Origin of the sequence: Bradyrhizobium sp. SZCCHNRI20481 (genome assembly GCF_032485055.1) — a bacterium.
Lineage (GTDB): Bacteria > Pseudomonadota > Alphaproteobacteria > Rhizobiales > Xanthobacteraceae > Bradyrhizobium.
In genome coordinates, this window is record NZ_JAUEUE010000020.1 from 24,384 (window position 1) to 50,897 (window position 26,514).

The 26,514-nt window shown below is 66.2% G+C and carries 25 protein-coding genes, 1 tRNA gene and 1 other RNA gene; 16 read left to right on the top strand and 11 right to left on the bottom strand.

Annotation, left to right across the window (positions count from 1 at the left end; all coding sequences use genetic code 11):
• The first annotated feature begins 5 nt into the window (after window positions 1-5).
• Window positions 6-1,517, top strand: coding sequence for an NADH-quinone oxidoreductase subunit C (locus QX132_RS28185; RefSeq protein WP_316163402.1), 1,512 nt, complete (start codon window positions 6-8; stop codon window positions 1,515-1,517).
• A 14-nt stretch (window positions 1,518-1,531) separates the two neighbouring features.
• Entirely contained in the window at window positions 1,532-2,059 is a 528-nt protein-coding gene (locus QX132_RS28190; RefSeq protein ID WP_315734919.1) for an NADH-quinone oxidoreductase subunit NuoB, read from the top strand.
• 211 nt (window positions 2,060-2,270) lie between these two features.
• Here the strand turns inward: QX132_RS28190 and QX132_RS28195 are convergent.
• Both QX132_RS28195 and QX132_RS28200 read right to left on the bottom strand, forming a co-directional pair.
• A tRNA-Arg gene (locus tag QX132_RS28195) sits at window positions 2,271-2,347 on the bottom strand.
• Window positions 2,348-2,616: 269 nt separating this feature from the next.
• The gene (locus QX132_RS28200) at window positions 2,617-4,092 is read right to left on the bottom strand and encodes a HAMP domain-containing sensor histidine kinase (protein WP_315734920.1); all 1,476 of its coding nucleotides are present in this window, start codon (window positions 4,090-4,092) and stop codon (window positions 2,617-2,619) included.
• A gap of 501 nt (window positions 4,093-4,593) precedes the next feature.
• Here QX132_RS28200 and rpmH point away from each other — a divergent pair.
• From rpmH to dapE, 10 genes are all read left to right on the top strand, one after another.
• Window positions 4,594-4,728 carry a 50S ribosomal protein L34 gene (gene rpmH, locus QX132_RS28205; protein ID WP_006609582.1) on the top strand — a complete coding sequence of 45 codons (135 nt, stop codon included), beginning with the start codon at window positions 4,594-4,596 and terminating at the stop codon, window positions 4,726-4,728.
• A gap of 31 nt (window positions 4,729-4,759) precedes the next feature.
• A complete protein-coding gene (rnpA, locus tag QX132_RS28210; protein ID WP_315775596.1) occupies window positions 4,760-5,170 on the top strand; it encodes a ribonuclease P protein component in 411 nt (136 codons plus the stop codon).
• Window positions 5,171-5,192: 22 nt separating this feature from the next.
• Window positions 5,193-7,058: a membrane protein insertase YidC gene (yidC, locus tag QX132_RS28215; protein WP_315734922.1), complete on the top strand. Its 1,866-nt coding sequence runs from the start codon at window positions 5,193-5,195 to the stop codon at window positions 7,056-7,058.
• A 139-nt stretch (window positions 7,059-7,197) separates the two neighbouring features.
• Window positions 7,198-7,854 carry a ribosome biogenesis GTP-binding protein YihA/YsxC gene (gene yihA, locus QX132_RS28220; RefSeq protein ID WP_316163403.1) on the top strand — a complete coding sequence of 219 codons (657 nt, stop codon included), beginning with the start codon at window positions 7,198-7,200 and terminating at the stop codon, window positions 7,852-7,854.
• Entirely contained in the window at window positions 7,851-8,222 is a 372-nt protein-coding gene (locus QX132_RS28225; RefSeq protein ID WP_316163404.1) for a DUF423 domain-containing protein, read from the top strand. Before yihA ends, QX132_RS28225 begins: the two co-directional genes overlap by 4 nt.
• A 75-nt stretch (window positions 8,223-8,297) precedes the next feature.
• Complete coding sequence (gene argB / locus QX132_RS28230; protein ID WP_012047096.1) at window positions 8,298-9,194, top strand: acetylglutamate kinase; 897 nt, start codon at window positions 8,298-8,300, stop codon at window positions 9,192-9,194.
• A 203-nt stretch (window positions 9,195-9,397) separates the two neighbouring features.
• A complete protein-coding gene (locus QX132_RS28235) occupies window positions 9,398-10,408 on the top strand; it encodes a DUF1036 domain-containing protein (protein WP_316163405.1) in 1,011 nt (336 codons plus the stop codon).
• Window positions 10,409-10,628: 220 nt separating this feature from the next.
• Window positions 10,629-11,321 carry a pyrimidine 5'-nucleotidase gene (locus QX132_RS28240; RefSeq protein WP_316163406.1) on the top strand — a complete coding sequence of 231 codons (693 nt, stop codon included), beginning with the start codon at window positions 10,629-10,631 and terminating at the stop codon, window positions 11,319-11,321.
• Window positions 11,322-11,536: 215 nt separating this feature from the next.
• Window positions 11,537-12,382: a 2,3,4,5-tetrahydropyridine-2,6-dicarboxylate N-succinyltransferase gene (dapD, locus tag QX132_RS28245; protein ID WP_315775602.1), complete on the top strand. Its 846-nt coding sequence runs from the start codon at window positions 11,537-11,539 to the stop codon at window positions 12,380-12,382.
• 59 nt (window positions 12,383-12,441) lie between these two features.
• On the top strand, window positions 12,442-13,596 hold the full coding sequence (gene dapE, locus QX132_RS28250) for a succinyl-diaminopimelate desuccinylase (RefSeq protein WP_316163407.1): 1,155 nt from the start codon (window positions 12,442-12,444) through the stop codon (window positions 13,594-13,596).
• A 19-nt stretch (window positions 13,597-13,615) separates the two neighbouring features.
• Here dapE and QX132_RS28255 read toward each other — a convergent pair whose 3' ends face one another.
• The 4 genes from QX132_RS28255 to def all read right to left on the bottom strand — a co-directional run bounded on the left by QX132_RS28255 (window position 13,616) and on the right by def (window position 18,287).
• Window positions 13,616-15,673 carry a HAMP domain-containing methyl-accepting chemotaxis protein gene (locus QX132_RS28255; RefSeq protein ID WP_316163408.1) on the bottom strand — a complete coding sequence of 686 codons (2,058 nt, stop codon included), beginning with the start codon at window positions 15,671-15,673 and terminating at the stop codon, window positions 13,616-13,618.
• A 154-nt stretch (window positions 15,674-15,827) separates the two neighbouring features.
• Window positions 15,828-16,565, bottom strand: a complete 738-nt coding sequence (gene truA, locus QX132_RS28260) for a tRNA pseudouridine(38-40) synthase TruA (RefSeq protein ID WP_316163409.1) — start codon at window positions 16,563-16,565, stop codon at window positions 15,828-15,830.
• A 117-nt stretch (window positions 16,566-16,682) separates the two neighbouring features.
• The gene (fmt, locus tag QX132_RS28265) at window positions 16,683-17,618 is read right to left on the bottom strand and encodes a methionyl-tRNA formyltransferase (protein ID WP_316163410.1); all 936 of its coding nucleotides are present in this window, start codon (window positions 17,616-17,618) and stop codon (window positions 16,683-16,685) included.
• Window positions 17,619-17,759: 141 nt separating this feature from the next.
• Window positions 17,760-18,287, bottom strand: coding sequence for a peptide deformylase (gene def, locus QX132_RS28270; RefSeq protein WP_316163411.1), 528 nt, complete (start codon window positions 18,285-18,287; stop codon window positions 17,760-17,762).
• A 169-nt stretch (window positions 18,288-18,456) separates the two neighbouring features.
• On the opposite strand from def, the gene QX132_RS28275 reads away from it, so the two are divergent.
• Together QX132_RS28275 and QX132_RS28280 are read left to right on the top strand one after the other, a co-directional pair.
• Entirely contained in the window at window positions 18,457-19,689 is a 1,233-nt protein-coding gene (locus tag QX132_RS28275) for a DNA recombination protein RmuC (RefSeq protein WP_316163412.1), read from the top strand.
• A 116-nt stretch (window positions 19,690-19,805) separates the two neighbouring features.
• Window positions 19,806-21,188 carry an AmpG family muropeptide MFS transporter gene (locus tag QX132_RS28280; protein WP_315775609.1) on the top strand — a complete coding sequence of 461 codons (1,383 nt, stop codon included), beginning with the start codon at window positions 19,806-19,808 and terminating at the stop codon, window positions 21,186-21,188.
• Between the two features lie 205 nt (window positions 21,189-21,393).
• On the opposite strand, the gene QX132_RS28285 is transcribed toward QX132_RS28280, so the two are convergent.
• From QX132_RS28285 to ffs, 5 genes are all read right to left on the bottom strand, one after another.
• Complete coding sequence (locus QX132_RS28285) at window positions 21,394-21,819, bottom strand: hypothetical protein (RefSeq protein ID WP_316163413.1); 426 nt, start codon at window positions 21,817-21,819, stop codon at window positions 21,394-21,396.
• A gap of 20 nt (window positions 21,820-21,839) precedes the next feature.
• Window positions 21,840-22,439, bottom strand: a complete 600-nt coding sequence (recR, locus tag QX132_RS28290; RefSeq protein ID WP_008964175.1) for a recombination mediator RecR — start codon at window positions 22,437-22,439, stop codon at window positions 21,840-21,842.
• A gap of 25 nt (window positions 22,440-22,464) precedes the next feature.
• Window positions 22,465-22,785 carry a YbaB/EbfC family nucleoid-associated protein gene (locus QX132_RS28295; RefSeq protein ID WP_315775610.1) on the bottom strand — a complete coding sequence of 107 codons (321 nt, stop codon included), beginning with the start codon at window positions 22,783-22,785 and terminating at the stop codon, window positions 22,465-22,467.
• 103 nt (window positions 22,786-22,888) lie between these two features.
• Window positions 22,889-24,727: a DNA polymerase III subunit gamma/tau gene (locus QX132_RS28300; protein ID WP_316163414.1), complete on the bottom strand. Its 1,839-nt coding sequence runs from the start codon at window positions 24,725-24,727 to the stop codon at window positions 22,889-22,891.
• A 132-nt stretch (window positions 24,728-24,859) separates the two neighbouring features.
• An RNA gene (gene ffs, locus QX132_RS28305) (signal recognition particle sRNA small type) lies at window positions 24,860-24,956 on the bottom strand.
• A gap of 145 nt (window positions 24,957-25,101) precedes the next feature.
• Between ffs and QX132_RS28310 the strand changes: the two genes are divergently transcribed.
• Complete coding sequence (locus QX132_RS28310) at window positions 25,102-25,521, top strand: HIT family protein (protein ID WP_315734951.1); 420 nt, start codon at window positions 25,102-25,104, stop codon at window positions 25,519-25,521.
• Between the two features lie 3 nt (window positions 25,522-25,524).
• The gene (nudC, locus tag QX132_RS28315; protein ID WP_315773626.1) at window positions 25,525-26,469 is read left to right on the top strand and encodes an NAD(+) diphosphatase; all 945 of its coding nucleotides are present in this window, start codon (window positions 25,525-25,527) and stop codon (window positions 26,467-26,469) included.
• Window positions 26,470-26,514: the final 45 nt, after the last annotated feature.

Below are 26,514 nucleotides of genomic sequence, written 5' to 3' on the forward strand. Positions count from 1 at the left end.
TCGCAATGGGCCTCGACGAACTCCTGCGCCAAGGCGAGCTTGCATCGAGCCCCTGTCCCTGGCCGCGCGCCGTCGTCGGCGTCGCGACCTGGAACGAGGCGATCGCGGGACTTGCCGGCGCCGACTGGGAACTGCTCGGCCTTTGGGGCGAGGCGGATCGCGTTCACATGGCGCTGCTCGATGCGCCGAAGACTGTGGTCGGCATCGTCACGCTCGATTGCCCGACCCGCCGCTATCCGTCGGTCGGTCTGCACCACCCACCGGCACTTCGGCTGGAACGGACCATCCGCGATCTCCGCGGCCTGGAGCCGCAGGGCCTGCCGGACCCGCGCGCCTGGCTCGACCACGGCAATTGGGACCTGCGGCATCCGCTCGCTGCGAAGCCCGAGCCGACGCCGATCGACAAGACCTATGCGTTCCTTCCCGTCGAAGGCGACGGCCTGCATCAGATTCCGGTCGGCCCGGTCCATGCCGGCATCATCGAGCCCGGCCACTTCCGCTTCACAGCCAACGGCGAGACCGTTGTGCGGTTAGAGCCTCGGCTCGGCTATGTGCACAAGGGTATCGAAGGCCTGATTGCGGGCGCGAACCTTGCGAAGGCGGGCAAGCTCGCAGCTCGCGCCTCCGGTGACAGCACAGTCGCCTACGGACTGGCCTTCGCGCGCGCGGTGGAGGCCGCGTTGGGGGTGGAAGTTCCGCCGCGCGCGCACCATCTGCGCGCGCTGATGGCGGAGCTGGAGCGTCTCGCCAATCATCTCGGCGATTTCGGCGCAATCTGCAACGATGCTTCCTTCGCCCTGATGCTGGCCCATTGCGGCGTGTTGCGCGAGAAGGTGCTGCGCGGCGCGGGCAATGTTTTCGGGCACCGCCTGATGCGCGACTTGATCCTGCCCGGCGGCGTTGCGACCGATATCAACCAGGATGGCATCCAGGCGATCCGATTGCTGGTGAGCGATATCCAGGCACGCTTCCCAGCCCTGGTCGAACTCTACGACAACACGGCCTCGCTCCAGGATCGCACCGTCACCACGGGCACGGTGAAGGCCGATCTCGCCCGTCAATACGCGCCCGGCGGCTTCATCGGCCGCGCATCGGGCCGCGCCTTCGACGCGCGCAAGCATCTTGCCTACGCGCCCTATGACAAGCTCGCCTTCGAGATTCCTGTGCTCGAGGCCGGCGACGTCAACGCGCGGGTGTGGATTCGCGTTCGCGAGATCGAGCAGAGTCTAGGGCTCGTCACCCAATTGCTGGAGCGGATGCCGCAGGGCGAGTTGCGGATCGATCTGCCCATGGCCGGCGAGGTTCGCGAGGGCATGGCGCTGGTGGAGGGTTTTCGCGGCGACATCCTGGTCTGGCTCAGGCTCAATGCCGACAACAGCATTGCGCACTGCCATCTGCGTGACCCTTCCTGGTTCCAATGGCCGCTGCTGGAGGCCGCGATCCAAGACAACATCGTTGCCGATTTCCCGCTCTGCAACAAGTCATTCAACTGCTCCTACTCGGGCCACGACCTCTAGGGACGTCCATCCAGATGAGAAAGCTGCTGTTCCAGAGTCTCGTGCAGATGCCGTTGACGGAGCCGGCGCCGTCGGCCGACGACCGGGCACTTGCAGAAGTGGGCGCTGCGCTGGAGCGGGCGGCCCGCCGGCGCCTTGGACGGTCGCTGTCGATCCGCGAGGTCGACGCCGGCTCCTGCAACGGCTGCGAGCTGGAAATTCATGCACTCAACAACGCCTATTACGATCTCGAACGCTTCGGCCTCCGCTTCGTCGCCTCCCCGCGCCACGCGGACGTGCTGCTGGTGACTGGGCCGGTGACGAAGAACATGCGCATGGCGCTGGAGCGGACCTACAACGCAACGCCAAATCCGAAGTGGGTCGTGGCCGTGGGCGACTGCGCCCGCGACGGCGGGTGCTTCGCCGGCAGCTATGCCGTGGTGGGGGGCGTGGGAGAGGTCGTGCCGGTCGATCTGCATGTCCCGGGGTGCCCGCCCGCTCCGCTCGAAATTCTCCGCGGGCTACTGGCTCTTCTCGAACGCGTGGCTTCGGCCACGCCATAGCCATCTCGACGGCTTCGATGGTTTATAGGACCTCAGAGGCACTGGCGGAGAGAGTGGAATTCGAACTCCCGTTAATTCTCCGATCAGGATGCAATCCTTTGCCAGGAGCGGCACCGTCCACAAGCATGCATGTCGCACACCAAAACCATTTGAAAAACCGTTTCAGTTTTCAAATCTCAAACGGTGATTTTAGCTAAGTCATTGATTTAGATGGCGCGCCCGGAACGATTCGAACGTCCGACCCTCAGATTCGTAGTCTGATGCTCTATCCAGCTGAGCTACGGGCGCGTTTTTCGCGTTTGGCAGGCTCCGGGCCAGGGGCCGGATCCCGGAAGGCCGGGGCGGCAAATGCCGGCAGGCCTCGCGAAGGGCCTCTGACTAACGGCTCGGAGACCGCTTGGCAAGGCTGGAGCGGGACAATTTGCGACCATTTTTCCGCAGACGCGCTGGCGCGGTTCGGTAGGGCCGGAGCGGACGGGCTTCGTTCCGGCACGCCCGGAGTTCCGGGCTCGACGCCTGCGGCATCGCCCCGGAATGGCAGGTGAGGCCGGTCCGGTTCAGGCGCTGGCGCGCTCGGTCCAGAAGGTCTGCAGCTCGACAGGGCGGTCGGGAATCGTGATTCGGAAGGTGGCCCCCAGGGTCCCTTCGACCAGCTGGATGTCGCCATCGTGGGCCCGGACCAGCTCGGCCGCGATCGCAAGGCCCAGCCCCGAGCCGCCCGGACGACCGGCACCACGGAAGGCCTCGAACAGGTGCTCTCGCACCTTCGCCGGGACGCCGGGACCCGTGTCCGAGACCTCCAGGATCGCCACCCCGCCCTCGCGGCGGCCGGTGATGCGGATCTGGCGCACGCCGGCATCCGCCGCGAGGCTGTCCAAGGCCTGGGCGGCATTGCGCACCAGGTTGAGCAGCACGCGGAACAGCTGGTCCGGATCAGCATCGATCTTCAGCCCGCGCTCGATCGCCGCGATCCACGTGATCGAGGCATCCGGCGACAGGCCAGCGGTCTCCCGCACCTCCGCCACCACCTGCTCGACCGCCACCATGCGGCGGTCCGGCGCCGGCTCCTGCACCTTGCCGTAGGACAGCGTCGACTGGCAGAACGCGATGGCGCGCTCCAGCGAGCGCATCAGCTTCGGCGCGAAGCGCTGCACCCGCGGATCGGGAACGCTGGCGAGCTGGTCCGACAGCAGTTGCGACGAGGCCAGCAGGTTGCGGAGGTCATGGTTGATCTTGGACACGGCGAGGCCGAGGGCGGCGAGCCGGCTCTTCTGATGCAGCATCGAGACGAGGTCGCGCTGCATGTCGGCGAGCTCGCGCTCGGCGACGCCGATCTCGTCGGAACGCTGGCTCGGCACGATGATTCGCGCCACGCTCTCCGGATTTTCGTGGAAGCCGACGAGGCTCGCGGTGAGGCGCCGCATTGGCCGCACGAACAGGAAATGCAGAGCAAGATAGACCAGCGCCGCGGTCAGCACCGCCAGCAGCAGTGACACGCCGAGCAGATTGCGCGAGAAGCGATACATCGCCTTGCGCAACGGCTTCTCGTCGGTCACGACCTCGATGAACTGGGCGCGGCCCGGCGACGGCCCGATCACGCGCATGGTGTGATCGCCGGTCTCCGTCATCATCGTCAGCGAGTTCACGATCGACGACCACACCGTCATGTCGCGCATGTCGAAGTCGTGGTCGATCGAGGCGGGCAGGTCGGCGCTGGCGAGCAGGCGGCGCTGCTGGCCCATCTTGATGGCGACGCCGCGCGCGTTGATGGAGGTGAGGATCTGCCGCGCCAGCGAATCCGGCACCATGCCGGACGGCGCGGCATCAAGCACCAGCGCAGCGGTATTGGCGGCCGCCAAGCGATCGTTAAGCCGGTTGGTCCAGAAATTGGCGATCGCCGGCACGTAGATCAGCACCTCCGCGATCATCACCAGCGGAATGGTCAACAGCAGCAGCTTTCCAGACAAGCCGAGCCGGCGCGACCTTTTCGGTCGCAGGCGCTCCAGGATTGGCTGGTTGTCGCTCTCGGTCACGTATCGCCCTTGTAAGAGACACCCCCACCCTTACGGGACCGCAAGATGGGACTGCACCGGAGTCCGGTCAAATTACGGATCGCTCATGTTCCGGTTTCCAAATCGTTCATAATGGAACCCAAAACTGCACGACCTCTGACGTCTTCAACCCCGCCGTGCCGAGGCTATTCTTGCCCTCGTCTTGCGCCCAGGGTCTTGCGTTCTCGTCTTGCTTCGTCTCATTCGCCACGCCGACCCACGGCCGGTGACGAAGGTCTTTACGAGATCTCGGCGCCGTCGATCGCCTGCACCGCCTAGGACGCCTTGCCGCGATTGACGAAGGCGGGACGCTCCCTTATAAGCCGCGCCAACCGTCCGCGATGACCCGGCCCGCCCGGGAGCGGCTCGATTTCAGGGCCGGCAGCGGTCCATTTCGGGCCCGGAAGCATCACCGGACATCAATCGACATTTCAAGCAGGCAAGTTGTCAACTGGCAAATTGCCCGGCAGCGGAGAACGACCCGTGAAGCGGACTTATCAACCCAGCAAACTGGTGCGCAAGCGCCGTCACGGCTTCCGCGCCCGTCTCGCCACCACCGGCGGCCGCAAGGTCCTTGCCGCGCGTCGCGCCCGGGGCCGCAAGCGTCTCAGCGCCTGAAGCCAGGGCGTCTGTCCCGGAGATTTCCATCATGGATCGGCTGCGGCAGCGGGCGGACTTCCTCGCCGTTGCCGATGGCGTGCGGGCGAACAGCCCTGCCTTCGGGGTCCAGCGCCGGGAACGGCCGGACCAGGGCCCGATCCGGATCGGCTTTACCGTCACCAAGAAGAATGGCACCGCCACGGAGCGTAATCGCATCCGTCGGCGGTTGCGCGAGCTTGTGAAACGGCTCGATCCCCTGTCGATGCGGCCGCACAGTGATTACGTGCTGGTCGGCCGGCGGGATGCCCTGTCACGCGACTTCTCGACCATGCTCGCCGACCTCCAGGCGACGCTCCGCCGCCTCGACCGGCCGCAGGCCAAGCCGCAGCCGCGCAAGCCGTCGGATGCGGACAAGCCAAACGCTCCCGCACCGGACGCGCATTCCCGCAAACCGGATTGAACGACGAGACGATAAGAAAACGATGACCGACAATCGCAACACCATCCTCGCCGTCATTCTGTCCGGCCTCGTGCTGATCCTGTGGCAGGTCTTCTACAACGGACCGCAGATGGAGAAGCAGCGCGCGCAGGCCCAACTGCAGGCCGAGCTCGCCAAGAAGCAGGCGCCGGCAACGCAGCCCGACAGCACCGCTCCGTCTGCCACCCCGCAGCCGGGCGCTTCCGCAACCGGCAGCCCGAGCGCACCGGGCGGGGCCGTGATCAGCACAGGCGTGATGCCGCGCGACACCGCCATCGCCGCCACCCCGCGCGTCAAGATCGACACGCCGCGGCTGACCGGCAGCATCTCGCTGAAGGGCGCGCGCATCGACGATCTGGCTTTCGTGAAGTACCGCGAGACGGTCGATCCGAAATCGCCGGCGATCGTGCTGTTCTCGCCGTCCAACACCGCCGAGCCCTATTACGCCGAGTTCGGCTGGGTCAACGCCGCCGGCGCCAAGGTGCAGGTGCCGGACCAGAGCACGATGTGGCAGCAGGACGGCTCCAACGCGCTGACGCCCTCGACCCCGGTGAAGCTGACCTTCACCAACGGCGACGGCCTGACCTTCCAGCGCACCATTTCCGTGGACGACCACTATCTCTTCACCATCAAGGACGACGTCACCAACGCCGGCAATGCGCCGGTGACGCTGTATCCCTACGGCCTGATCTCGCGTCATGGCACGCCGCAAGTCTCGGGCTATTACATCCTGCATGAAGGCCTGATCGGCTATCTCGGCGAAAAGGGCCTGCAGGAATTCACCTACAAGAAGATGGACGACGAGAAGGCGGCGAAGTTCGACGTCACCAATGGCTGGCTCGGCATCACCGACAAATATTGGGCGGCCGCGCTGCTGCCGATGACGGATGCCCGCCTGCAGGCGAACTATTCGTCGAAGCTGGTCGACAACCAGCATCGCTACCAGACGGACTATGTCGAGACCCCGCAGACGGTACCGGCCGGCGGCTCGGCCAGCGTCTCCACGCGGCTGTTCGCCGGCGCCAAGGAGGCCGGCGTCGTCGGCATCAACTTCCCGATCGGCGGCCTCGGCGGCTACAACCAGCAGCTCGGGCTGAACCATTTCGATCTCCTGATCGACTGGGGCTGGTTCTACTTCCTGACCAAGCCGATGTTCCTGGCGCTGGATTTCTTCTTCCGCTTCTTCGGCAATTTCGGCATCTCGATCCTGCTGGTGACGGTGCTGGTGAAGCTCCTGTTCTTCCCGCTCGCCAACAAGTCCTACGCCTCGATGGCGAAGATGAAGGCGATCCAGCCGCAGCTCCAGGCGCTCAAGGAGCGCTATCCGGACGACCGGATGAAGCAGCAGCAGGAGATGATGGAGATCTACAAGAAGGAGAAGATCAACCCGGTCGCCGGCTGTCTTCCGGTCGTGCTGCAGATCCCGGTGTTCTTCTCGCTCTACAAGGTGCTGTTCGTCACCATCGAGATGCGGCATGCGCCGTTCTATGGCTGGATCAAGGACCTGTCGGCGCCGGATCCGACCAATCTGTTCACGCTGTTCGGCCTGATCCCGTTCGACCCGACCCAGCTGCCGCTGTTCGGCCACTACCTGGCGCTCGGCATCTGGCCGATCATCATGGGCATCACGATGTGGTTCCAGATGAAGCTGAACCCGACGCCGCCGGACCCGACCCAGGCGATGATCTTCAACTGGATGCCGCTGATCTTCACCTTCATGCTCGCGGGCTTCCCGGCCGGCCTCGTGATCTACTGGGCCTGGAACAACACGCTGTCGGTGCTGCAGCAGGGCTTCATCATGCGCCGCAACGGCGTGAAGGTGGAGTTGTTCGACAACATCCGCGGCACGTTCAAAAAAAAAGCGGCGTGACGAGTAAGGCGGCGTGAGCCGGACGGCGGCTTCGGCCGCCGTTTCGTCATTGCGAGGAGCGCAGCGACGAAGCAATCCAGACTTCTTTTCGAGCCCTGGATTGCTTCGCTTCGCTCGCAATGACGAGGCGATGGCATTCATGACGACCAGCGACACCGACGAGCGCCTGATCGAAAAAGGCCGCAAGCTATTCGCTCAATCGTGGCGCTTCACCCACGCCTCGCCCTCGATCGAAAGCCTGCCGCCGATGGGGGCGATCGAAGTCGCCTTCGCCGGCCGCTCCAATGTCGGCAAGTCCAGCCTGATCAACGCACTGACCGGCCAGAACGCGCTGGCGCGCACCTCGCATACGCCGGGCCGCACCCAGGAGCTGATCTTCTTCGAGGGGCCCGAGCATGCGCCGCTGCGGCTGGTCGACATGCCCGGCTATGGATATGCCGCCGCGGCGAAGACCAAGGTCGCGTCCTGGACCGAGCTGATCCACAAATTCCTGCTCGGCCGCGCCTCGCTCGCCCGCGTCTATGTGCTGATCGATGCCCGTCATGGGCTGAAGGAGGTCGATCAGGAGATTCTCAAAACGCTCGACAGGTCCGCCGTCAGCTATCAGCTCGTCCTGACCAAGGCCGACCAGATCAAGCCGGCTGAGCTCGCAAGCCGGATCGCCGAGACCGAGGCCGCGCTCGCCAAGCATCCGGCGGCGTTTCCTCAGGTGCTGGCGACGTCGTCACGATCCGGCGCCGGCATGCCGGAGCTGCGTGCCGCCATGGTGCGGCTGCTGGAAGAGCGGAGCACATGATGACGCCGTGGCGAATCCTGGTCGCGATGGCCGGGCTGATGGGCGCCGCCGGCGTCGCGCTGGCGGCCAAGGCCGCGCACGACCCTGACGCATCGCGGCTCGCGACCGCCTCCACCATGCTGCTGTTCCACGCCTGCGCCCTGCTCGGCACCATCGCGCTGGCAGAGCGCGGCGTGGTTCATCGGCGCATCGGCCTGATCACGGCGATCGGCTTCGTGCTCGGCCCGGCCCTGTTCGCCGGCGACCTCCTGATGCGGCAGTTCACCGGCGATCGGCTGTTTCCGTTCGCGGCGCCGATCGGCGGTAGCTTGCAGATCGCGAGCTGGCTCGCACTCGCGGTCTGCGCGCTGTGGCCGCGGCGGGCGTGATCCGGCGCTTTGCGCCGCGGGCGGCAATCGGCTAGAACGCGGCGCGACGCCCCCGACAGCCGAGACCTCCCAGACATGACCGACGCGACCACCATCAGCCCGCTCGATCAGGCCCGCATCCTGTCCGAAGCGCTCCCGCACATGCAGGAGTATGACGACGAGACCATCGTCATCAAATATGGCGGCCACGCCATGGGTGACGAGGACACCGCGAAAGCGTTCGCGCGCGACATCGTGCTGCTCGAGCAGACCGCCATCAATCCGGTGGTGGTGCACGGCGGCGGACCGCAGATCGCGACCATGCTCAAGCGCCTCGGCATCGTCTCCGAATTCGCCGCCGGCCTGCGCATCACCGATGCCGCAACCATCGAGATCGTCGAGATGGTGCTGGCCGGCTCCATCAACAAGCAGCTGGTCGGCTACATCAACGAGGCCGGCGGCAAGGCCGTCGGGCTGTGCGGCAAGGACGGCAACATGGTGCGCGCGGTCAAGGCGACCCGCACCATGGTCGATCCCGACAGTCACATCGAGAAGGTGGTCGATCTCGGCTTCGTCGGCGAGCCGGACAAGGTCGATCTGACGCTGCTCAATCAGCTGATCGGCTACGAGCTGATCCCGATCCTCGCGCCGCTGGCGACCTCGAAGGAAGGCCAGACCTTCAACGTGAATGCCGATACGTTCGCCGGGGCCGTGGCCGGTGCGCTGAAGGCCAAGCGCCTCTTGCTGCTCACCGACGTGCCCGGCGTGCTCGACAAGTCGAAGAAGCTGATCCCGGAATTGTCGGTGAAGGACGCGCGCAAGCTGATCGCCGATGGCACCATCTCCGGCGGCATGATCCCGAAGGTCGAGACCTGCATCTACGCACTCGAGCAGGGCGTGCAGGGCGTCGTCATCCTGGACGGCAAGGTGCAGCACGCCGTGCTGCTCGAGCTGTTCACCAACCAGGGCACGGGCACGCTGATCCACAAGTGAGCAGGCGCGACCATCTCTCTCCGTCATGGCCGGGCGAAAGCGCGGAGCGCGTCTTCGCAATGCAGACAGCCCGGCCATCCACGTCGTTCGGCGAAGTCGGAGAGAGAGACGTGGATGCCCGGGCCTCCGCCGCGCCGAAGTGGCTTCGGCCGCGCAGGCGGGTCAAGCCCGGGCATGACGATGTGGGGATATGGGGGCCTGCAATGCCCCTCACGACTCGCCTCTTCCTCGCCGTGTCTACGATCCTCCTTACCGTTCTCGTCGCGGCCACCCCCGCTCGCGCCGACCTCAAGCTCTGCAACCGGATGAGCTACGTCGTCGAGGCCGCGATCGGCATCGACGAGAAGGCGGCGACCGCGACGCGCGGCTGGTTCCGGCTCGATCCGGCCACCTGTCGCGTGGTGCTGCAGGGGACGATGACCGCCGACCGCATCCTGCTGCATGCGCGCGCGCTCAGCCTGTACGGCGCCTCGCCGATCGCCGCGAACGGCAATGACCAGCTGTGCGTCGCGACCGACAATTTCGTCATCGCAGCCGCCCGGCAGTGCCGCACCGGGCAGACGCCGGCGCCGTTCACGCAGGTGACGCCGACCAAGGCCGACGACGGCACCCTGATCGCCTACCTCGCCGAGAGCGCCGAATATGACGACGAGCAGGCGCGGCTCGCCGGCATCCAGCGGCTGCTCGGCATCGCCGGCTATGACGCCTCGCCGATCGACGGCGTTGACGGGCCGAAGACCCAGGCCGCGCTCGCCGCGTTCCTGAAGAGCCGCGGGCTGTCATCCGACGTTGTGTCGCAGCCGAATTTCTTCGCGACCATGGTGGAGGCGGTGCAGACGCCGGCGCCGACCGGGCTGACCTGGTGCAACGACACGCCGCACAAGGTGATGGCGGCGGTGGCGACGGACGACGGCCGCACCGTGGTCAGCCGCGGCTGGTACCGGATCGATGCCGGCAAATGCCTGCATCCGGACATCACCGGACAGCCGAAGAAGGTCTACAGCTTCGCCGAAGCGGTCGACGATGAGAACCGCACCATCAAAGTGAAGAACAAGCCGCTGAACTGGGGCGGACTGGTGCAGCTCTGCACCCGCGAGAACAAGTTCGAGACATCCGAGCAGGGCGACTGTCCGAGCCGCGGCTTCACCGCCACCGGCTTCACCGCCGTCGACATCACCCGCGGCGGCAAGACGCTGCGATTTGCACTGCCTTGATAGGCATATCGATGTTGCCCACGTTGCCACCACACCCACAGCTGTCATCCCGGCGAACGCCGGGATCCATAACCACCGGCCGAGGTTTGGGCCATCGGCATCAGCCATCATGCCACAAGATAGCTTCCGCGGTATGGGTCCCGGCGTTCGCCGGGACGACAGCGGAATATACCGCCCTAGCCGGGCATGATGACCGAAGGCAGGATGGACCGACGCCCACATGACAGAATCCCCCCGCGCCTTCGATCACGTCGACACCTGGGTGTTCGACCTCGACAACACGCTATATCCGCATCACGTCAATCTGTGGCAGCAGGTCGATGCCAGGATCGGCGAGTTCGTGTCCAACTGGCTCAAGGTCGACGCGGATGAGGCGCGCCGGATCCAGAAGGACTACTACCGCCGCTATGGCACGACGATGCGCGGCATGATGACCGAGCACGGCGTGCACGCCGACGACTTCCTGGCCTATGTGCACAAGATCGATCATTCGCCGCTGGAGCCGAATCCGGCGATGGGCGCGGCGATCGAGAAGCTGCCCGGACGCAAGCTGATCCTGACCAACGGCTCGGTCGACCATGTCGATGCCGTGCTGGCGCGGCTCGACATTGCCGGCCATTTCCATGGCGTGTTCGACATCATCGCGGCCGAGCTGACGCCGAAGCCGGCGCGCGAGACCTACGACAAATTCCTCAAGCTGCATGCCGTCGATCCGACACGGGCGGCGATGTTCGAGGACCTTTCCCGCAACCTCGTGGTGCCGCACGACCTCGGCATGACCACGGTGCTCGTGGTGCCGGACGGCACCAAGGAGGTGGTGCGCGAGGACTGGGAGCTGGCGGGTCGCGACGACCCGCATGTCGATCATGTCACGGACGATCTGACCGGATTCTTGCAGCGGCTGGTGGGGTGAGACCCGCCACGCATTGAACTGTCATTCCGGGGCGATGCGAAGCATCGAACCCGGAATGACGGAGCACGATAAGCTGCACCTCCCGCGCGGACGGCCCCCGCCACCGATGCGTCCTTGACTCTCCGGGTCCAAATCCCGAAAAAGCCGCCCTGCCCACCATGCTCGTACACGGCCGTCCCCGGCTTTCTGCCCAGGGACCAAGCGAGGATCGACCGATGTCACTGTCCGCCCTGGAATCCACCATCAACAGCGCCTTCGATGCCCGTGACGGCGTCTCGACCACGACCAAGGGCGAGGTCCGCGACGCCGTGGAGAGCGCGCTGGAGCTGCTCGACAAGGGTGAGGCGCGGGTCGCCGAGCGCGGCACTGACGGCAAGTGGAGCGTCAACCAGTGGCTGAAGAAGGCCGTGCTGCTGTCGTTCCGCCTCAACGACATGAGCGTGATCCCGGGCGGCCCCGGCCAGGCGTCGTGGTGGGACAAGGTGCCGTCGAAGTTCGAAGGCTGGGGCGAGAACCGTTTTCGCGATGCCGGCTTCCGCGCCGTGCCCGGCGCGATCGTGCGCCGCTCGGCCTACATCGCCAAGAACGTCGTGCTGATGCCGTCCTTCGTCAATCTCGGCGCCTATGTCGACGAAGCCACCATGGTCGACACCTGGTCGACAGTCGGCTCCTGCGCCCAGATCGGCAAGCGTGTGCACATCTCCGGCGGCGTCGGCATCGGCGGCGTGCTGGAGCCGCTGCAGGCCGGTCCTGTGATCATCGAGGATGACTGTTTCATCGGCGCGCGATCGGAGGTTGCCGAGGGCGTGGTCGTGCGCAAGGGGGCGGTGCTGTCGATGGGCGTGTTCCTGGGCGCGTCGACCAAGATCGTCGACCGCGAGACCGGCGAGGTGTTCGTCGGCGAGGTGCCGGAATACGCCGTCGTTGTGCCGGGCGCACTGCCGGGCAAGCCGATGAAGAACGGCCAGATCGGCCCCTCCACCGCCTGCGCCGTCATCGTCAAGCGGGTCGACGAGCGCACCCGCTCCAAGACCTCGATCAACGAGCTCTTGCGCGACTGATCGTCCGCGCTCGGGCGGCCGCACTAGCCGCCGCCCGAGCGCCCATGTTAAGCGAGGGCATGACCGATGCCCTCGCCATCACCCGCGACCTGATCCGCTGTCCCTCAGTGACCCCCGCCGATGCCGGGGCGCTCGGCGTGCTCGAGGCCCTGCTGAAGCAGGCCGGCTTCACGACCCATCGCGTGACCTTCTCGGAAGCAGGCACGGCCGACATCGACAATCTCTACGCCCGTATCGGCACCGAGGGGCCGCACATCACCTTCGCCGGTCATACCGACGTTGTGCCGCCCGGCGACGAGGCGGCGTGGAGCCTGCCTGCGTTCTCCGGCGAGGTGAAGGGCGGCTACATCTATGGCCGCGGCGCCGTCGACATGAAGGGCGGCATCGCCTGCAGCGTTGCGGCCGTGCTCGACTATCTACGCGATCACGGCGGACAGCCAAAAGGCTCGATCTCGTTCCTGATCACTGGCGACGAAGAGGACGTCTCGGTCAACGGCACCATCAAGCTGCTGAAGTGGGCGGCCGATCGCGGCGAGCGATTCGACCATTGCGTGCTCGGCGAGCCGTCCAATCAAGAGGTCATGGGCGACTGCATCAAGATCGGCCGCCGCGGCTCGCAGTCCGGCACCCTGATCGTCGAGGGCAAGCAGGGCCACGTCGCCTATCCGCACCGTGCCTCCAACCCGGTGCCGGACATCTCGCGCCTGATCGTCGCACTGTCGGACGAGCCGCTCGATCATGGCAGCGCGCAGTTCCAGCCGTCGAATCTCGAATTCACCACCGTCGATGTCGGCAACACCGCAACCAACGTCATCCCGGGCCTGGCGCGGGCGAAGTTCAACATCCGCTACAATGACTGCCATACGCAGGAGACGCTGCGCGCGCTGGTGGAAGAGCGGCTCGCCAAGGCCTGTGGCAACCGCATCCGCGCCCACATCGACTGGCTGCCGTCGAACTCCAACGTGTTCCTGACCAAGCCCGGACCGTTCACCGACCTCACCGTCGCCGCGATCGAGAGCGTGACGGGGCGCAAGCCGGAGCTCTCCACCACCGGCGGCACCTCGGACGCGCGTTTCATTTCGAGCTACTGCCCGGTGATCGAGTTCGGCCTGGTCGGCCAGACCATGCACCAGATCGACGAGCGCGCCTCGGTCGCCGACATCGCGACCCTGACGAAGATCTATCGCGGCATTCTCGAAAGATATTTCGCCTGAGCGGCGCGCCTGATCCTGATCAGGCGGCCTTCACCTCCGCCAGGAACTGATCGACCTCGCGACGCAGGTCGGTGGCCTGGCCGGCGAGGCTCGCCGCGGAGTCGAGCAGCGAGCGCGCCGATCCGCGGGTGTCCGCGGCGGCCGCGCTGACCAGCGCGATCGACGACGAGACGTCGTTGGTGCCGCTCGCGGTCTGCTGCACACTGCGGGCGATCTCGCGGGTCGTGGCGCTCTGCTCGGCCACCGCGCTCGCCACCGCACCGGTGACGCCGCTGATGGTGTTGACGACGGCGGCGATTTTCTCGATCGCGGCCACCGTGCTGCCGGTCTCGTTCTGGATCGCGGCGATCTGGCTTTCGATCTCCTCGGTGGCCTTGCTGGTCTGCGAAGCAAGGCTCTTCACCTCTGACGCGACCACGGCAAACCCCTTGCCCGCCTCGCCCGCACGCGCCGATTCGATCGTGGCATTGAGCGCGAGCAGATTGGTCTGCGAGGCGATGGCGCGGATCAGCTGCACGACGTCGCCGATGCGCGTGGCGCTGCCGGCGAGCGTGCGCACCTTGTCGGTGGTGTCGAGCGCCTGGCTGGTCGCGTTGGAGGATTCCGACGCGGCTTCCGCGATCTGCCGGGTGATCTCCTTCATCGACGCGTCCAGCTCCTCGGAGGCAGCCGCCACCGTATTGACGCCAGAGGTCGCCTGCGCCGCCGCTTCGGCCACGGCGGTGGCACGGGACGCGGTGGTGCTGGCCGAGCCGTCGAGCGTCTCGGCCGATTGCTTCAGGCCGCTCGCGGCATCGCTCAGCCGGCCACACAGCGTGTCGATGACCTCGCCGAAGCGGCGCGTGAGCGCCTCGATCTTCTGCCGACGGGCGTCGCGCCGGGCCTCGGCATCGGCGCCCTGCAGCGACAGCCGGTCGGCCTCCGCCGATTTCTCCTGCAGAACACCGATGGCGTTGGCGAGCGTGCCGATCTCGTCGGTCCGATCGCCATATCCGATCTCGACGCTGCGCTCGCCACCGGCGATCCGACGGATCATCTCGGTCAGATTCGACAGCGGCTTGATCACGCGGGCATTGAACCAGACCGTCCCCAGTGCGGCGGCCGCGACGTTGACCAGCAACAGGACCAGCGCCAGGGCAAAACGGGTCTGCGACTCGGCAATCGCGACCTCGCTCTGGCTCAGCGCCTCGGCGAGGGCTGCATCCCGCAGCGGCAGGATCGTATCGAGGATCGGGAATACGGACCGCAGGAACTGGTCGGGATCGAGCTCGAGCACCTTGCCCCGGTTCGGCACCACCTGCGACGAATAGAACTCGCCACCGCGGGCCCAATAGCCATTCTCGACCTCGGTCAGGGCCGCGAAGATCGGCTTCTGGTTGATCTCTGCGGCAGCGAGCTTGGCCGTCGTCCAGATGCGCTCGATGCGTCCCTTGAACGTCGCGAGCGCCTCGGCCGGTTCACCCGCCATCGGCTGCTTGGTCGCGATCATGCGAACGAACGTCGTCGTGGCGCGACCGGCCCAGTCGCGCAAATCCCAGCCGATCACCGCGAGACGCGCCGCCTGGCCTACCGCGGGATTGGCCGCATTGATCCGGCGCACGATCACGTCGACATGGCTGCCGGTCGTTTCCTGGATCGTGAACATCTGCGGCACGTAATCACGGACGATTGCTTCGGATCGCGCCGCCTTGGCCTGCGCGACGGCATCGAGAGCGGCCCCGCGCGTCGCACGCAATTTCTGTTGGATCGAGTCCAGCGCGGCGGTGTCTTCACTCAGCAGCGCCAGGCTGCGCGCCTTGGCGAAGGCGTCGTCAGAGCCTTGAAGTATCTTCTGCAGCGCGGCCAGCTCATCGGCCGTCGCCGGATTCGGCGATGCCAGCCGCGGATTGACCATGGCGCGCTCGAGGTTCAGCTTTTCAGGCAGCCGCAGCATGGCGGCCAGCAGCTGCGTATCACGGCCTGCCGTCCTCGCGGCCTGCAGCGAGGTCAGCTGCTGCCAGGCGAACAACATGGTTGCGAGCAGGCCGATGACGGCCCCGAGCAGCAAAGAGAGCAGGAAGACTTGACGAATGCGCACGATCGACCTCGCTGGACAGCAGCCTGAGGTCCGGATAGCAGCGAGGGCTTCAATTTGGAGTTAATGAATCCTGTCCCTTACTCCCGAAACGACTACTCATTAGGATAATCATTGGCAGCTAATAGCGATTCGCGGGTTCCACTGCAGAACGATCTCAATAGTCGACCTTCACGAGATAGAGGCCTTCCGGCGGGGCGACGACGCCACAGGCGGCGCGATTGCGCGCGGCGAGCGCGGCGGCGAGATCATCGGCGCTCCAGCGGCCCTGCCCGACCCACACCAGCGAGCCAACCATCGAGCGCACCTGGCTGTGCAGATAGGAGCGTGCGGAGGTGAGGATGGTGATCGCATCGCCGTCCCTGACGACGTCGAGCTGATCGAGCGTCTTCTCCGGCGATTTTGCCTGACATTCCGTGTTGCGGAAAGTCGTGAAATCATGCTTGCCGATCAGCCGCTGGGCTGCCGCGTGCATCGCGTCCGAGTCGAGCCGCTGCGGCACGCGCCAGACGCGGCCGACCTCGAGCGCGAGATTGGAGCGGCGGTTGACGATGCGATAGCGATAGTGCCGCCTGCGGGCGGAGAAGCGTGCTTCGAAGGTGTCGGGAACGAACTCGGCGTCGAGCACCGCGATCGGGTTGGGCCGCAGATGCGCGTTGAGCGCGTCGCGCAATTTGTCGGGCCGGAATTCTTTCTCAACGTCGCAATGCGCGACCTGACCGGTGGCGTGGACGCCGGCATCGGTGCGCCCCGAGCCATGCACCCGGGTCGGCACGCCACAGGTCGCCTGCACCGCCGCTTCGAGCGCGCCCTGCACCGACGGCAAGGTCGCCTGCAGTTGCCAGCCGCAGTACGGCGCGCCGTCATATTCGATGGTGAGCTTGTAGCGGGGCATCTGACCCGATCGAGTTTTGCCGTCATTGCCGGGCTCGACCCGGCAATCCATCCCTGGACGAAGCTTGTTCTTGAGATGGATGCGCGGGTCAAGCCCGCGCATGACGAGATGAGGTGGTCAGCCGAAGCGCAGGCCCGGCGCGATACGGGTGCCGCGCAGGAAATCCGCGGCCTTCATGGGACCCTTGCCGGCGCGCTGTAGCTCGGTGACGCGGATGGCGCCGTCGGCGCAGGCGATGGTGAGCTGCTCGTCAAGAACGGCGCCCGGCTCGCCCCCGCCGCCGGCAAGCGCGCAGCGCAGGATCTTCAAGCGGACCGCTTCGCCATCAAGCGTGAACTCACTCCAGGCGCCAGGAAATGGCGACAGGCCGTGGATGTGCCGCAGCACCGCGTGGGCCGGCTTCGTCCAGTCGATCCGCGCCTCGGCCTTCTCGATCTTGGCGGCGTAGGTGACGCCTTCCTCTGCCTGCTTCGTCAGCGTCAGCCCGCCGCGCTCTAGCGCCGCCATCGCGCGCACCATGAGATCGGCGCCGATCCGCGACAGGCGGTCGTGCAGATCGGACGCCGTCATCGCGTCGGTGATCGCAAGGCGCTCGGCCATCGCGACATCGCCGGTGTCGAGCCCGACATCCATCTTCATCACCATGACGCCGGACTCGGCATCACCCGCCATGATCGCGCGGTTGATCGGCGCGGCACCGCGCCAGCGCGGCAGCAGGGAAGCGTGGAGATTGTAGCAGCCGAGCTTGGGCGCATCGAGAATGGCTTGGGGAAGGATCATGCCGTAGGCGACGACCACGGCCGCATCGGCCTGATGAGCCTGAAACTCGGCCAAGGCCTCCTCGGTCTTCAGCGTCTTCGGCGTGAACACGGCAATGCCGAGCCGGCGCGCCTCGGTCTCGACCGGCGTCGGCTGCAGCGCGAGGCCGCGGCGGCCGCCGGGTTTCGGCGCGCGCGTATAGACCGCCGCGATCTCGTGGCCGTGGCCGGCGAGTTCGAGCAGGGTCGGCACGGCGAAATCCGGCGTGCCCATGAAGATCAGGCGAAGCGGCATCTGGTGGAAGATCCTGCATTGCCGAATCCTCCGCGTCATGGCCGGGCTTGTCCCGGCCATCCACGTCGAGCTGCCTGTAACGCGCGGCGAGACGTGGATGCCCGGGTCAAGCCCGGGCATGACGGAGGAGAGAGTTGATCGTTACTCGCTGGCGCGCTTGGCGGCCTTGGTGAACTTCTTCATCACGCGGTCGCGCTTCAGCTTCGACAGATAGTCGATGAACAGCACGCCGTTGAGATGATCGATCTCATGCTGGATGCAGGTGGCGTAGAGCCCCTCGGCATCCTCCTCGCGGACCACCCCGTCGAGATCGGTGAAGCGCACGCGAACGCGTGCCGGCCGCTCGACCTCCTCGTAATATTCTGGGATCGACAGGCAGCCTTCCTCGTAGACCGACAGCTCGTCCGACTTGGCGATGATCTCGGGATTGATGAAGACGCGCGGCTCGCGCTTGCCCTCCCCGTTGGCATCGGGCTTGGCCAGATCCATGGTGATGACGCGCAGCGGCTGCGCGACCTGGATCGCTGCGAGCCCGATGCCCGGCGCGTCGTACATGGTCTGGAACATGTCGTCGACCAGCTGCCGGATCTCCAGCGTGACCTTCTCGACCGGCTTGGACACCAGCCGCAACTGCCGGTCCGGCAGGATGATGATTTCTCTTAGGGACATGGCGCGCGATTTAAGCCGCGGAACCGGCGCGGTCAATGTGATGGCTCGCGGTTAAGACTTAACTAACCATGAATTTCAACGTTTCGTTAACCATGATTCTTAACGTGCCCTTAACCATAATTGTTCTCTCTTCGTTCGCGAGCTTGCGCGAATCGGATAGACGGGGGTGATGACCGTCAGCCAATCCCTCAATCCTGTCGTCGTCATCATCGGCGACCTGCCCATCAGGGCGAGCGATGCGCTGATCGGATTCGGCGTACTGGTGCTGCTGCTGCTCGTGATCATCGCGGCCGCCGTGGCCCGCTCCGGACGGCGCGGCGCGGAGCTCGCCGCCCAGCAGGCGATGCGGGCTGACGAGATCGAACAACGGTTCGGCGAGATGATCCGCGTCCAGAGCGAGGCCTCCGGCCGGGTCGACGCGATGGCCCAGTTGCTCGCCGGCCGTCAGGTGGACCTGGCCCGCAGCGTGAACGAACGGCTCGATGCGGTCACCCACCGCGTCGGACAGTCGATGGAGCAGAGTACGCGCCACACAATGGATAGTCTGCGCGTGCTGCACGAGCGCCTCGGCATCATCGACAACGCCCATCGTGATCTCAGCGAGCTGACGACGCAAGTGACGACCTTGCGCGACGTCCTCGCCAACAAACAGTCGCGCGGCGCCTTCGGCCAGGCGCGCATGGAGGCGATCGTCCAGGACGGGCTTCCGAAGGGCAGCTACGCGTTTCAGCACACGCTCGCCAGCGGCAAGCGGCCCGACTGCGTCGTGTTCCTGCCCGATTCGCGACCGCTGTGCATCGACGCCAAGTTTCCGCTGGAAGCCGTGACCGCGCTGCACGACGCCGTGACCGAGGAGGAGAAGCGCGCCGCGGCGCAGCGGCTGCGCACCGACGTGCTCCGCCACGTCAATGACATTGCCGAGAAGTACCTTGTGGTCGGCGAGACGCAGGACACGGCGCTGATGTTCGTGCCGTCGGAATCGGTCTATGCCGAGATCCATGACGGCTTCGACGACGTGATCCAGAAAGCCTATCGTGCCCGCGTCGTGCTGGTGTCGCCGTCGCTCCTGATGTTGGCGATCCAGGTCATGCAGCAGATCATGAAGGATGCGCGCATCCGCGACGCCGCCGACCAGATCCGTAACGAGGTGATCAACCTCGGCGACGATCTCGGCCGCCTGCGCGAGCGCGTGCTCAAACTGCAGAAGCATTTCGGCGATGTCGGCGAGGACATCCGCCAGATCCTCATTTCCGCCGACAAGATCGAGAAGCGCGCCGCCCGCATCGAGGAGCTCGATTTCAGCAAGCAGGATGCGCCGGTGGACTCACCACGCATCGCGCCGGCTGCGGGCACGACGCCGGACCTGTTTCCTCTAACGGGGCGCATGCAGGCCGGAGAGTGATCGTTGGCTGCGTCTGTTGCATGAGAGGGCAATCCAGACAAGATTGTCATCGCCCGGTCAAACCGGGCGATGACGGCTGTGTTTGTGGTGCTGTCGAAATCTGTTACCACCCGGTCATGACCGCACCCGACACCGCTTCCGAGATCACCGCGACCGCCGCAGAGTCCGCCGCCAAACCCGCCCCCACCTGGCGCGAGAGCATGGCCGTCTACCTGCAGCCGCGCGTGCTCGTGGTGCTGTTCCTCGGCTTCTCGTCGGGACTGCCGCTGGCGTTGTCCGGCTCGACGCTTCAGATCTGGATGCGTGAGCTCGGCGTCGATCTCGGCACGATCGGGCTGTTCGCCCTCGTCGGGACGCCGTACACGCTGAAATTCCTCTGGGCGCCGCTGGTGGACGCGCTGCACGTGCCGCTGCTCACGCGCGCGTTCGGACGGCGGCGCGGCTGGCTGGTGTTCGCACAGCTGCTCTTGATCGGCGCCATCCTGCTGCTGGCGCTCACCGATCCGGCACATGCGCCGTTCATGGTGGCGCTGGCCGCGCTGCTGGTCGCCGCGATGTCGGCGACCCAGGACATCGTGGTCGATGCCTTCCGCGTCGAGAGCCTGCCGGAGAGCGAGCAGGCCGCGGGCATGGCGGCGTATGTCGCCGCCTATCGCATCGGCATGCTGGTCTCGACTGCCGGCGCGCTGGTGGTGGTCAGTGCGTTCGAAACCAGCGGATTGTCGCGGCCATCGTCCTGGATGTGGGGCTATGTCGCGATGGCCGGACTGGTGCTGATCGGCACGATCACGGCCCTCGCGGCGACTGAGCCGGCTCAGTCGCAGCAGGCGGAGGCCGCGATGGGCGCCGACACCGCGCTCACCCGCGTGATGCATGCGGCTGCCGGGGCCTTCGTCGAGTTCCTCGGCCGGCGGGATGCGCTCACGGCGCTCGCCTTCGTCGTGCTGTTCAAGTTCACCGATGCCTTCTCCGGCACGATGACCGCGCCGTTCGTGATCGATCTCGGCTTCAGCAAGGTCGACTACGCCGCGATCGTGAAAGGCGTGGGTCTCGCCGCGACGCTCGCCGGCGGCTTTGCCGGCGGCTTCGTCGCGCGACGCTATTCGCTCGCGACGAGTCTCTGGATCGGCGGCGTGGCGCAGGCGATGGCGAACCTCTCGTTCTCCTGGCTTGCGATCGTCGGAGTCAATCAATGGGCACTGGCGCTGGCGATCTCGGCGGAAAACTTCACCAGCGCGGTCGGCACCGTGATCTTCGTCGCCTATCTCTCCGCGCTGTGTCAGAACCCGCTGCACACCGCCACCCAATATGCACTGCTGACCGCGCTTGCCGCGGTCGGGCGCACCTATTTGTCGTCAGGCGCCGGCTACGTGGCGAAGGCGACCGGCTGGCCGCTGTTCTTCGTGATCTGCGTGCTGGTCGCGATCCCGAGCCTCGTGCTGCTCGCCTGGCTGCAGCGGCGCGGACATTTCGACCAGTTGGGGCCAGTGAAGGTGTAGCTGCCGCCTTACATTCAACCGTCGTCGCCAGCCACCGGGTGTCGTCTTCGACGAGCCCGATGACAGGCTCCGACGGGTGACCCAGTATTCCAGAGACCTCAGCCATCAAGCGAGCAGCCGCGGCGTACTGGATCGCCCGGGTCAAGCCGAGCGACGACAGCGGAAAGCCAGGACGCCGCGTTAGCGTGGACGCCCCGATCAGGTCTCACCGCTTCACCAAGCTCCACTTGGTCACGACCGCCTCGCTCATCTGTCCCGCGTCCTGGGCGCAGGCGATCTCGTCGACCTTGACCGCGATCTGCTTGCCGAGCAGACCCCTGAGCTGCGACGCCTGCGCCGTGTTCGCGGTGACGAGCTGGAACGTCTCCGGGCCGGTCTCCAGATTGCACAGCCCGTTCGGCGGTGGCAGACGGCGCGGCTCGCTCGTGATCTGATAGGCGGCGGACGGCTGGCCCGGCTTGGCGCCTTTCAGCTTCAGCGCGGTCAGCTCGCCCGACAGCACGTCGCCGGCATTGAGCGGACGCCCCGCCTTCTGCGGGGCTTCGCCCTGTTGCGCCAGCACTGACGGCGCCGAGAGCGCCGCCAGAATCGCGCCCAAAGCCAGCCGTTTGCCGAATCCGCGTTTCGTCATCATTCCACTTCCGTCTGTGCTTAGAACAAGGTCCGCTGCCGCATTGCGGCCGAGAGCGTGCCTTCGTCGAGATAGTCGAGCTCGCCGCCGACCGGCACGCCATGTGCCAGCCGCGTGACCTTGACGTTCGCCTCCTGCAGGAGGTCGGTGATGTAGTGCGCGGTGGTCTGGCCGTCGACCGTCGCATTCAAAGCGAGGATGATCTCGGACACCTCGGGCGCATGCGCGCGCTGCACCAGCGCATCGATGGTGAGATCCTGCGGACCGACGCCATCGAGCGGCGACAACGTGCCGCCGAGCACGTGATAGCGGCCGTTGGAGGCCTTGGCGCGCTCCAGCGCCCAGAGGTCGGCGACGTCGGCGACGACGACGATCATCGCGGGATCGCGACGCGGATCGGTGCACACAGTGCACGGGCTTTGCGTATCGATGTTGCCGCAGGTCTTGCAGACCTGGATGCGATCGATCGCGACCTGCAGCGCCGAGGCAAGCGGCACCATCAGCGCCTCGCGCTTCTTGATCAGATGCAGTGCGGCGCGCCGCGCCGAGCGCGGCCCGAGGCCGGGCAGGCGCGCAAGCAATTGGATCAGGCGTTCGATCTCGGGACCGGCGACGGCCATCAGTTCACGAATGTCATCAGGTCAACTAACCGAAACCGAAGCCCGGCGGCAGGCCGAGCTTGCCGGTGATGGCCTGCATCTTCTCCTGCATCGCGGCTTCAGCCTTGCGGCGCGCATCGCCATGCGCGGTGACCAGCAGGTCCTCCAGGATCTCGGCCTCCTCCGGCTTGAGCAGCGACGGATCGATCTTGACGCTCTTCACGTCCATCTTGGCGGTCATGCGCACGGCAACCAGACCGCCGCCCGAGATGCCCTCGACCTCGACGTTGCCGAGTTCCTCCTGCATCTCCTGCATCTTCGTCTGCAGCTGCGCCGCCTGTTTCATCATGCCGAGAAAGTCAGCCATCGGAGCACCTCATCATCAGCCATCTTGTTGAGCATGATCTCCGCGCAAACGCCTTTGGCGTTTGTCGCGAGGAAAACCGGTTTCCACTTTTCCGGATCATGCTCTAGAAATCATCATCGTCGGACTCGTCAGGCGGCTCGACAGCACTGGCGTCCGATTCGGGCGGCTCGGGGGCGAGCCGGCGCACTTCGACCACCTTGGTGCCCGGGAACCGCGCCAGGATCTCCTGCACGCGCGGATCGGCCTCCGCCGCCGCCTCGCGCTCGCTCTTGGCGCGCAGATTCTGCTCGCGCAAGGTCGCCTGGCCCGGCTCGTTGGAAACGATCACCGTCCAGCGCCGGCCGGTCCAGTCCTCCAGCTTGCGCCCGAGGTCCGAGACAAGCGAGCGCTGCGCCGTCCGTTCCAGCGCGATCTCCAGTCGCCCCTCTTCGAAGCGGACCAGCCGCACGTCCATCTCGAGCGCGCTCTTGGTGATCAGGTCACGGTTCTTGCCGGCCAGCGCGACGAGTTCCTGAAAGCTCCCTATGCGCAGTGCGGGCTGGTCCTGTGATGCCGGCGACGGCTGCGATGACATCGCCTGCGGGCGCATCGAACCGCCGACCGCGGCGAGCGTCGGGCCTTGCGCGCGCGGCGCCTGCATCGGCGCCGACGTCATCACAGGCGGCGCCCCCGCGCTCATGCCGGATGCCGGCGCAGGGCGCGCCCCGCCGCCGTTCGTGACGATCGGCGAGCCACCACCGCTCTGCTCGATCATACGAATGGCTTCGTCGGGCGTCGGCAGATCGGCCGCGTAGGCGATGCGCACCAGCACCATTTCCGCCGCTGCAGCCGGGCGCGTCGCGCCTTGCGTCTCCGCAATGCCCTTCAGCAGCATCTGCCACATCCGCGACAGCACCCGCATCGACAGCTTGGTGGCGAAGTCGCGCGCGCGCAGCCGCTCGGTCTCGCTGAAGGCGACGTTGTCGGCCGTCGCCGGCACGACCTTCACCCGGGTGACGAAGTTCACGAACTCGGCCAGATCCGACAGCACGACCACGGGGTCGGCGCCGACGTCATATTGCTCGCGGAATTCCTTGAAGGCGGCAGCGATGTCGCCGCTGGCGAGATGGTGGAACAGGTCGATCACGCGGGTGCGGTCGGCGAGGCCCAGCATCTGACGGACATCGTCGGCGCGGACCTCGCCGGCGCTGTGCGCGATCGCCTGATCGAGCAGCGACAACGAATCGCGCACCGAGCCTTCGGCGGCGCGCGCGATGATGCCGAGCGCCTCGGGCTCGATCGTCACGCCTTCCTTGGTCGCGATGCCCTGGAGATGCTTCATCAGCACCTCGGCCTCGACCCGGCGCAGATCGAAGCGCTGACAGCGCGACAGCACCGTGACCGGCACCTTGCGGATCTCGGTGGTGGCGAACACGAACTTGGCGTGCTCCGGCGGCTCCTCCAGCGTCTTCAGGAAGGCGTTGAACGCCGCCGTCGACAGCATGTGGACTTCGTCGATGATGTAGACCTTGTAGCGCGCGCTGGCCGGGGCATAGCGCACGCTGTCATTGATCTGGCGGACGTCGTCGACGCCGGTATGGGACGCCGCGTCCATCTCCAGGATGTCCATGTGCCGGCTTTCCATGATCGCCTGGCAATGGGTGCCGAGCACCGGCATATGGATGGTCGGCCCCTTCACCGAGCCGTCGGGCAGCTCGTAATTCAGGGCGCGCGCGAGGATGCGGGCCGTCGTGGTTTTGCCGACGCCGCGGACGCCGGTCAGAATCCAGGCCTGCGGAATCCGGCCGGTCTCGAACGCGTTCGAGACCGTGCGCACCACGGCCTCCTGGCCGATCAGATCTGCGAAGCTGGAGGGGCGGTATTTGCGCGCCAGCACCCGGTAGGGCTTGGCGGGAGCGTCGGCGCTGTCAGGCGGAACAGGTGGGGCGCCAGCGTCGGTCATCGAGCGATCCGCAAGTGAGTATTCCAGGCCGGCATCGATCGCGGGTCGTCGACGCAATCAGCCGGAGCGCGGTCGAGCGCCCGCCCTGCGCGGGGTCCCCGCCATCTTTGCGCGATTCGCTCGAGAAAACAGGTAGGAGACTGACGAGCGACCCGATCCGGACCTCGTTAGGGCTGCTTCCTTCCGGACCTGACCCGGTTGGCGAGTGGCTCGTCCACCGCCAATCTCCCGCTGCCTATTTGGGGCCAAACGGTCCGGAAAGCAAGCGCGAGCTTCGCCGGGGCGGCCCACCGCCCCGCGGGCTTGTGCCGCAGCTCGGAAAGGCTTTAGGTGCCGTCGAACTCCCCGCCAGACCGTCCGCCAGGAACCGCCGCATGCCCGAATCAGCCTGGTCGCTGCATCCGCAACTTGCGAAGGATACGATCGACATTGGCGACCTGCCGCTGTCCCGCGTGCTGGTGATCAAGGACGCGAACTATCCTTGGCTGCTGGTGGTGCCGCGCCGCGAGGGCGCGGTCGAGATCATCGATCTCGACGAGGTCGCGCAGGCGCAGCTGATGACCGAGATCACGCGGGTGTCGCGCGCGCTCAAGGAGATCACCAAATGCGACAAGCTCAACGTCGCCGCGCTCGGCAACATGGTGCCGCAGTTGCACGTCCACATCATCGCGCGACGCACAAGTGACGTGGCCTGGCCGCGACCGGTGTGGGGCGCCGCGCCGCCTGTGCCGCACGATGCGCAGGAGGTGCAGCAGTTCATCAGCGCTGTCAGGCGCAAGATCTGGTTAGGGTAAGAGATGTCGCCATTCGACTTGTTTCCGCTCGGCAAGCCGGCCTTCGTCAGCCATCCAATCGATCGCGCCGCCCATCTGCGCTTCCATGATGACAAGCTGATCGCCTTCGAGAGCAATCCCTCGACGCGCGCCTATGTCGTGCACCGCGATTCGCTGGTGCTGAAGCGCGACGGCGACCAGCTGCGCGCGCTGCTGTCGATCGACGAGGCGCTGAAGTTCGGTGCCAATCCGGGAACGATCTTCCTCGGGCTGCAGGACGGCGCGGCCGTGTTCGGCATGGGCATCTCGCCGGCCGCCGTCGAAAAGCTCGCCGGGCGCGACGATGTGTCGGTCGCCGAGCTGCGCGGGATGGCAATGCAGGGTGCGACCCCGGTCGACCAGCTGGCGACGATCGCGATGGCGAAATCCCTGGTGTCCTGGCATCAGCGTCACGGCTTCTGCGCCAATTGCGGCGCCAAGACCGCGATGCGCGAGGGCGGCTGGAAGCGCGAATGCCCGAGCTGTAAGACCGAGCATTTCCCGCGCACCGATCCGGTCGTGATCTCGCTGGTCGCTTCCGGCGACAAGTGCCTGCTCGGGCGGCAGAAGCAGTTTCCGGCCGGCATGTATTCCTGCCTCGCCGGCTTCGTCGAGGCGGCCGAGACGATCGAGGACGCCGTCCGGCGCGAGGTGTTCGAAGAATCCGGCATTCGCTGCACCGACGTGACTTATTACATGACCCAGCCCTGGCCTTACCCGTCGTCGCTGATGATCGGCTGCAGCGCCCGGGCGCTCAACGAAGACATCGTCATCGACCGTAACGAGCTCGAGGACGTGCGCTGGTTCAGCCGCGACGAGGCCCGGCAGATGCTGGTGCGGCAGCATCCGGATGGCTTGGCGGGACCGCATCCGTTCGCCATTGCTCATCATCTGGTCGGCCGCTGGCTGAAGGAGAACGACGAGCGGTAACAGGAGACCGGCCTACCCCTCCGCGAAAGCGGCCAGACCCGGCCG

Coding starts and splice junctions, on each gene's coding strand:
- QX132_RS28300 (WP_316163414.1), bottom strand. CDS start 24,727: ATGACCGACGCTGGCGCCCCACCTGTTCCGCCTGACAGCGCCGACGCT.
- QX132_RS28225 (WP_316163404.1), top strand. CDS start 7,851: ATGATGACGCCGTGGCGAATCCTGGTCGCGATGGCCGGGCTGATGGGC.
- dapE (WP_316163407.1), top strand. CDS start 12,442: ATGACCGATGCCCTCGCCATCACCCGCGACCTGATCCGCTGTCCCTCA.
- QX132_RS28280 (WP_315775609.1), top strand. CDS start 19,806: ATGACCGCACCCGACACCGCTTCCGAGATCACCGCGACCGCCGCAGAG.
- yidC (WP_315734922.1), top strand. CDS start 5,193: ATGACCGACAATCGCAACACCATCCTCGCCGTCATTCTGTCCGGCCTC.
- QX132_RS28235 (WP_316163405.1), top strand. CDS start 9,398: ATGCCCCTCACGACTCGCCTCTTCCTCGCCGTGTCTACGATCCTCCTT.
- recR (WP_008964175.1), bottom strand. CDS start 22,439: ATGGCCGTCGCCGGTCCCGAGATCGAACGCCTGATCCAATTGCTTGCG.
- def (WP_316163411.1), bottom strand. CDS start 18,287: ATGTCCCTAAGAGAAATCATCATCCTGCCGGACCGGCAGTTGCGGCTG.
- fmt (WP_316163410.1), bottom strand. CDS start 17,618: ATGCCGCTTCGCCTGATCTTCATGGGCACGCCGGATTTCGCCGTGCCG.
- QX132_RS28185 (WP_316163402.1), top strand. CDS start 6: ATGGGCCTCGACGAACTCCTGCGCCAAGGCGAGCTTGCATCGAGCCCC.
- dapD (WP_315775602.1), top strand. CDS start 11,537: ATGTCACTGTCCGCCCTGGAATCCACCATCAACAGCGCCTTCGATGCC.
- yihA (WP_316163403.1), top strand. CDS start 7,198: ATGACGACCAGCGACACCGACGAGCGCCTGATCGAAAAAGGCCGCAAG.
- rnpA (WP_315775596.1), top strand. CDS start 4,760: ATGGATCGGCTGCGGCAGCGGGCGGACTTCCTCGCCGTTGCCGATGGC.
- nudC (WP_315773626.1), top strand. CDS start 25,525: ATGTCGCCATTCGACTTGTTTCCGCTCGGCAAGCCGGCCTTCGTCAGC.
- truA (WP_316163409.1), bottom strand. CDS start 16,565: ATGCCCCGCTACAAGCTCACCATCGAATATGACGGCGCGCCGTACTGC.
- argB (WP_012047096.1), top strand. CDS start 8,298: ATGACCGACGCGACCACCATCAGCCCGCTCGATCAGGCCCGCATCCTG.
- QX132_RS28310 (WP_315734951.1), top strand. CDS start 25,102: ATGCCCGAATCAGCCTGGTCGCTGCATCCGCAACTTGCGAAGGATACG.
- QX132_RS28240 (WP_316163406.1), top strand. CDS start 10,629: ATGACAGAATCCCCCCGCGCCTTCGATCACGTCGACACCTGGGTGTTC.
- QX132_RS28295 (WP_315775610.1), bottom strand. CDS start 22,785: ATGGCTGACTTTCTCGGCATGATGAAACAGGCGGCGCAGCTGCAGACG.
- QX132_RS28275 (WP_316163412.1), top strand. CDS start 18,457: ATGACCGTCAGCCAATCCCTCAATCCTGTCGTCGTCATCATCGGCGAC.
- QX132_RS28190 (WP_315734919.1), top strand. CDS start 1,532: ATGAGAAAGCTGCTGTTCCAGAGTCTCGTGCAGATGCCGTTGACGGAG.
- QX132_RS28285 (WP_316163413.1), bottom strand. CDS start 21,819: ATGACGAAACGCGGATTCGGCAAACGGCTGGCTTTGGGCGCGATTCTG.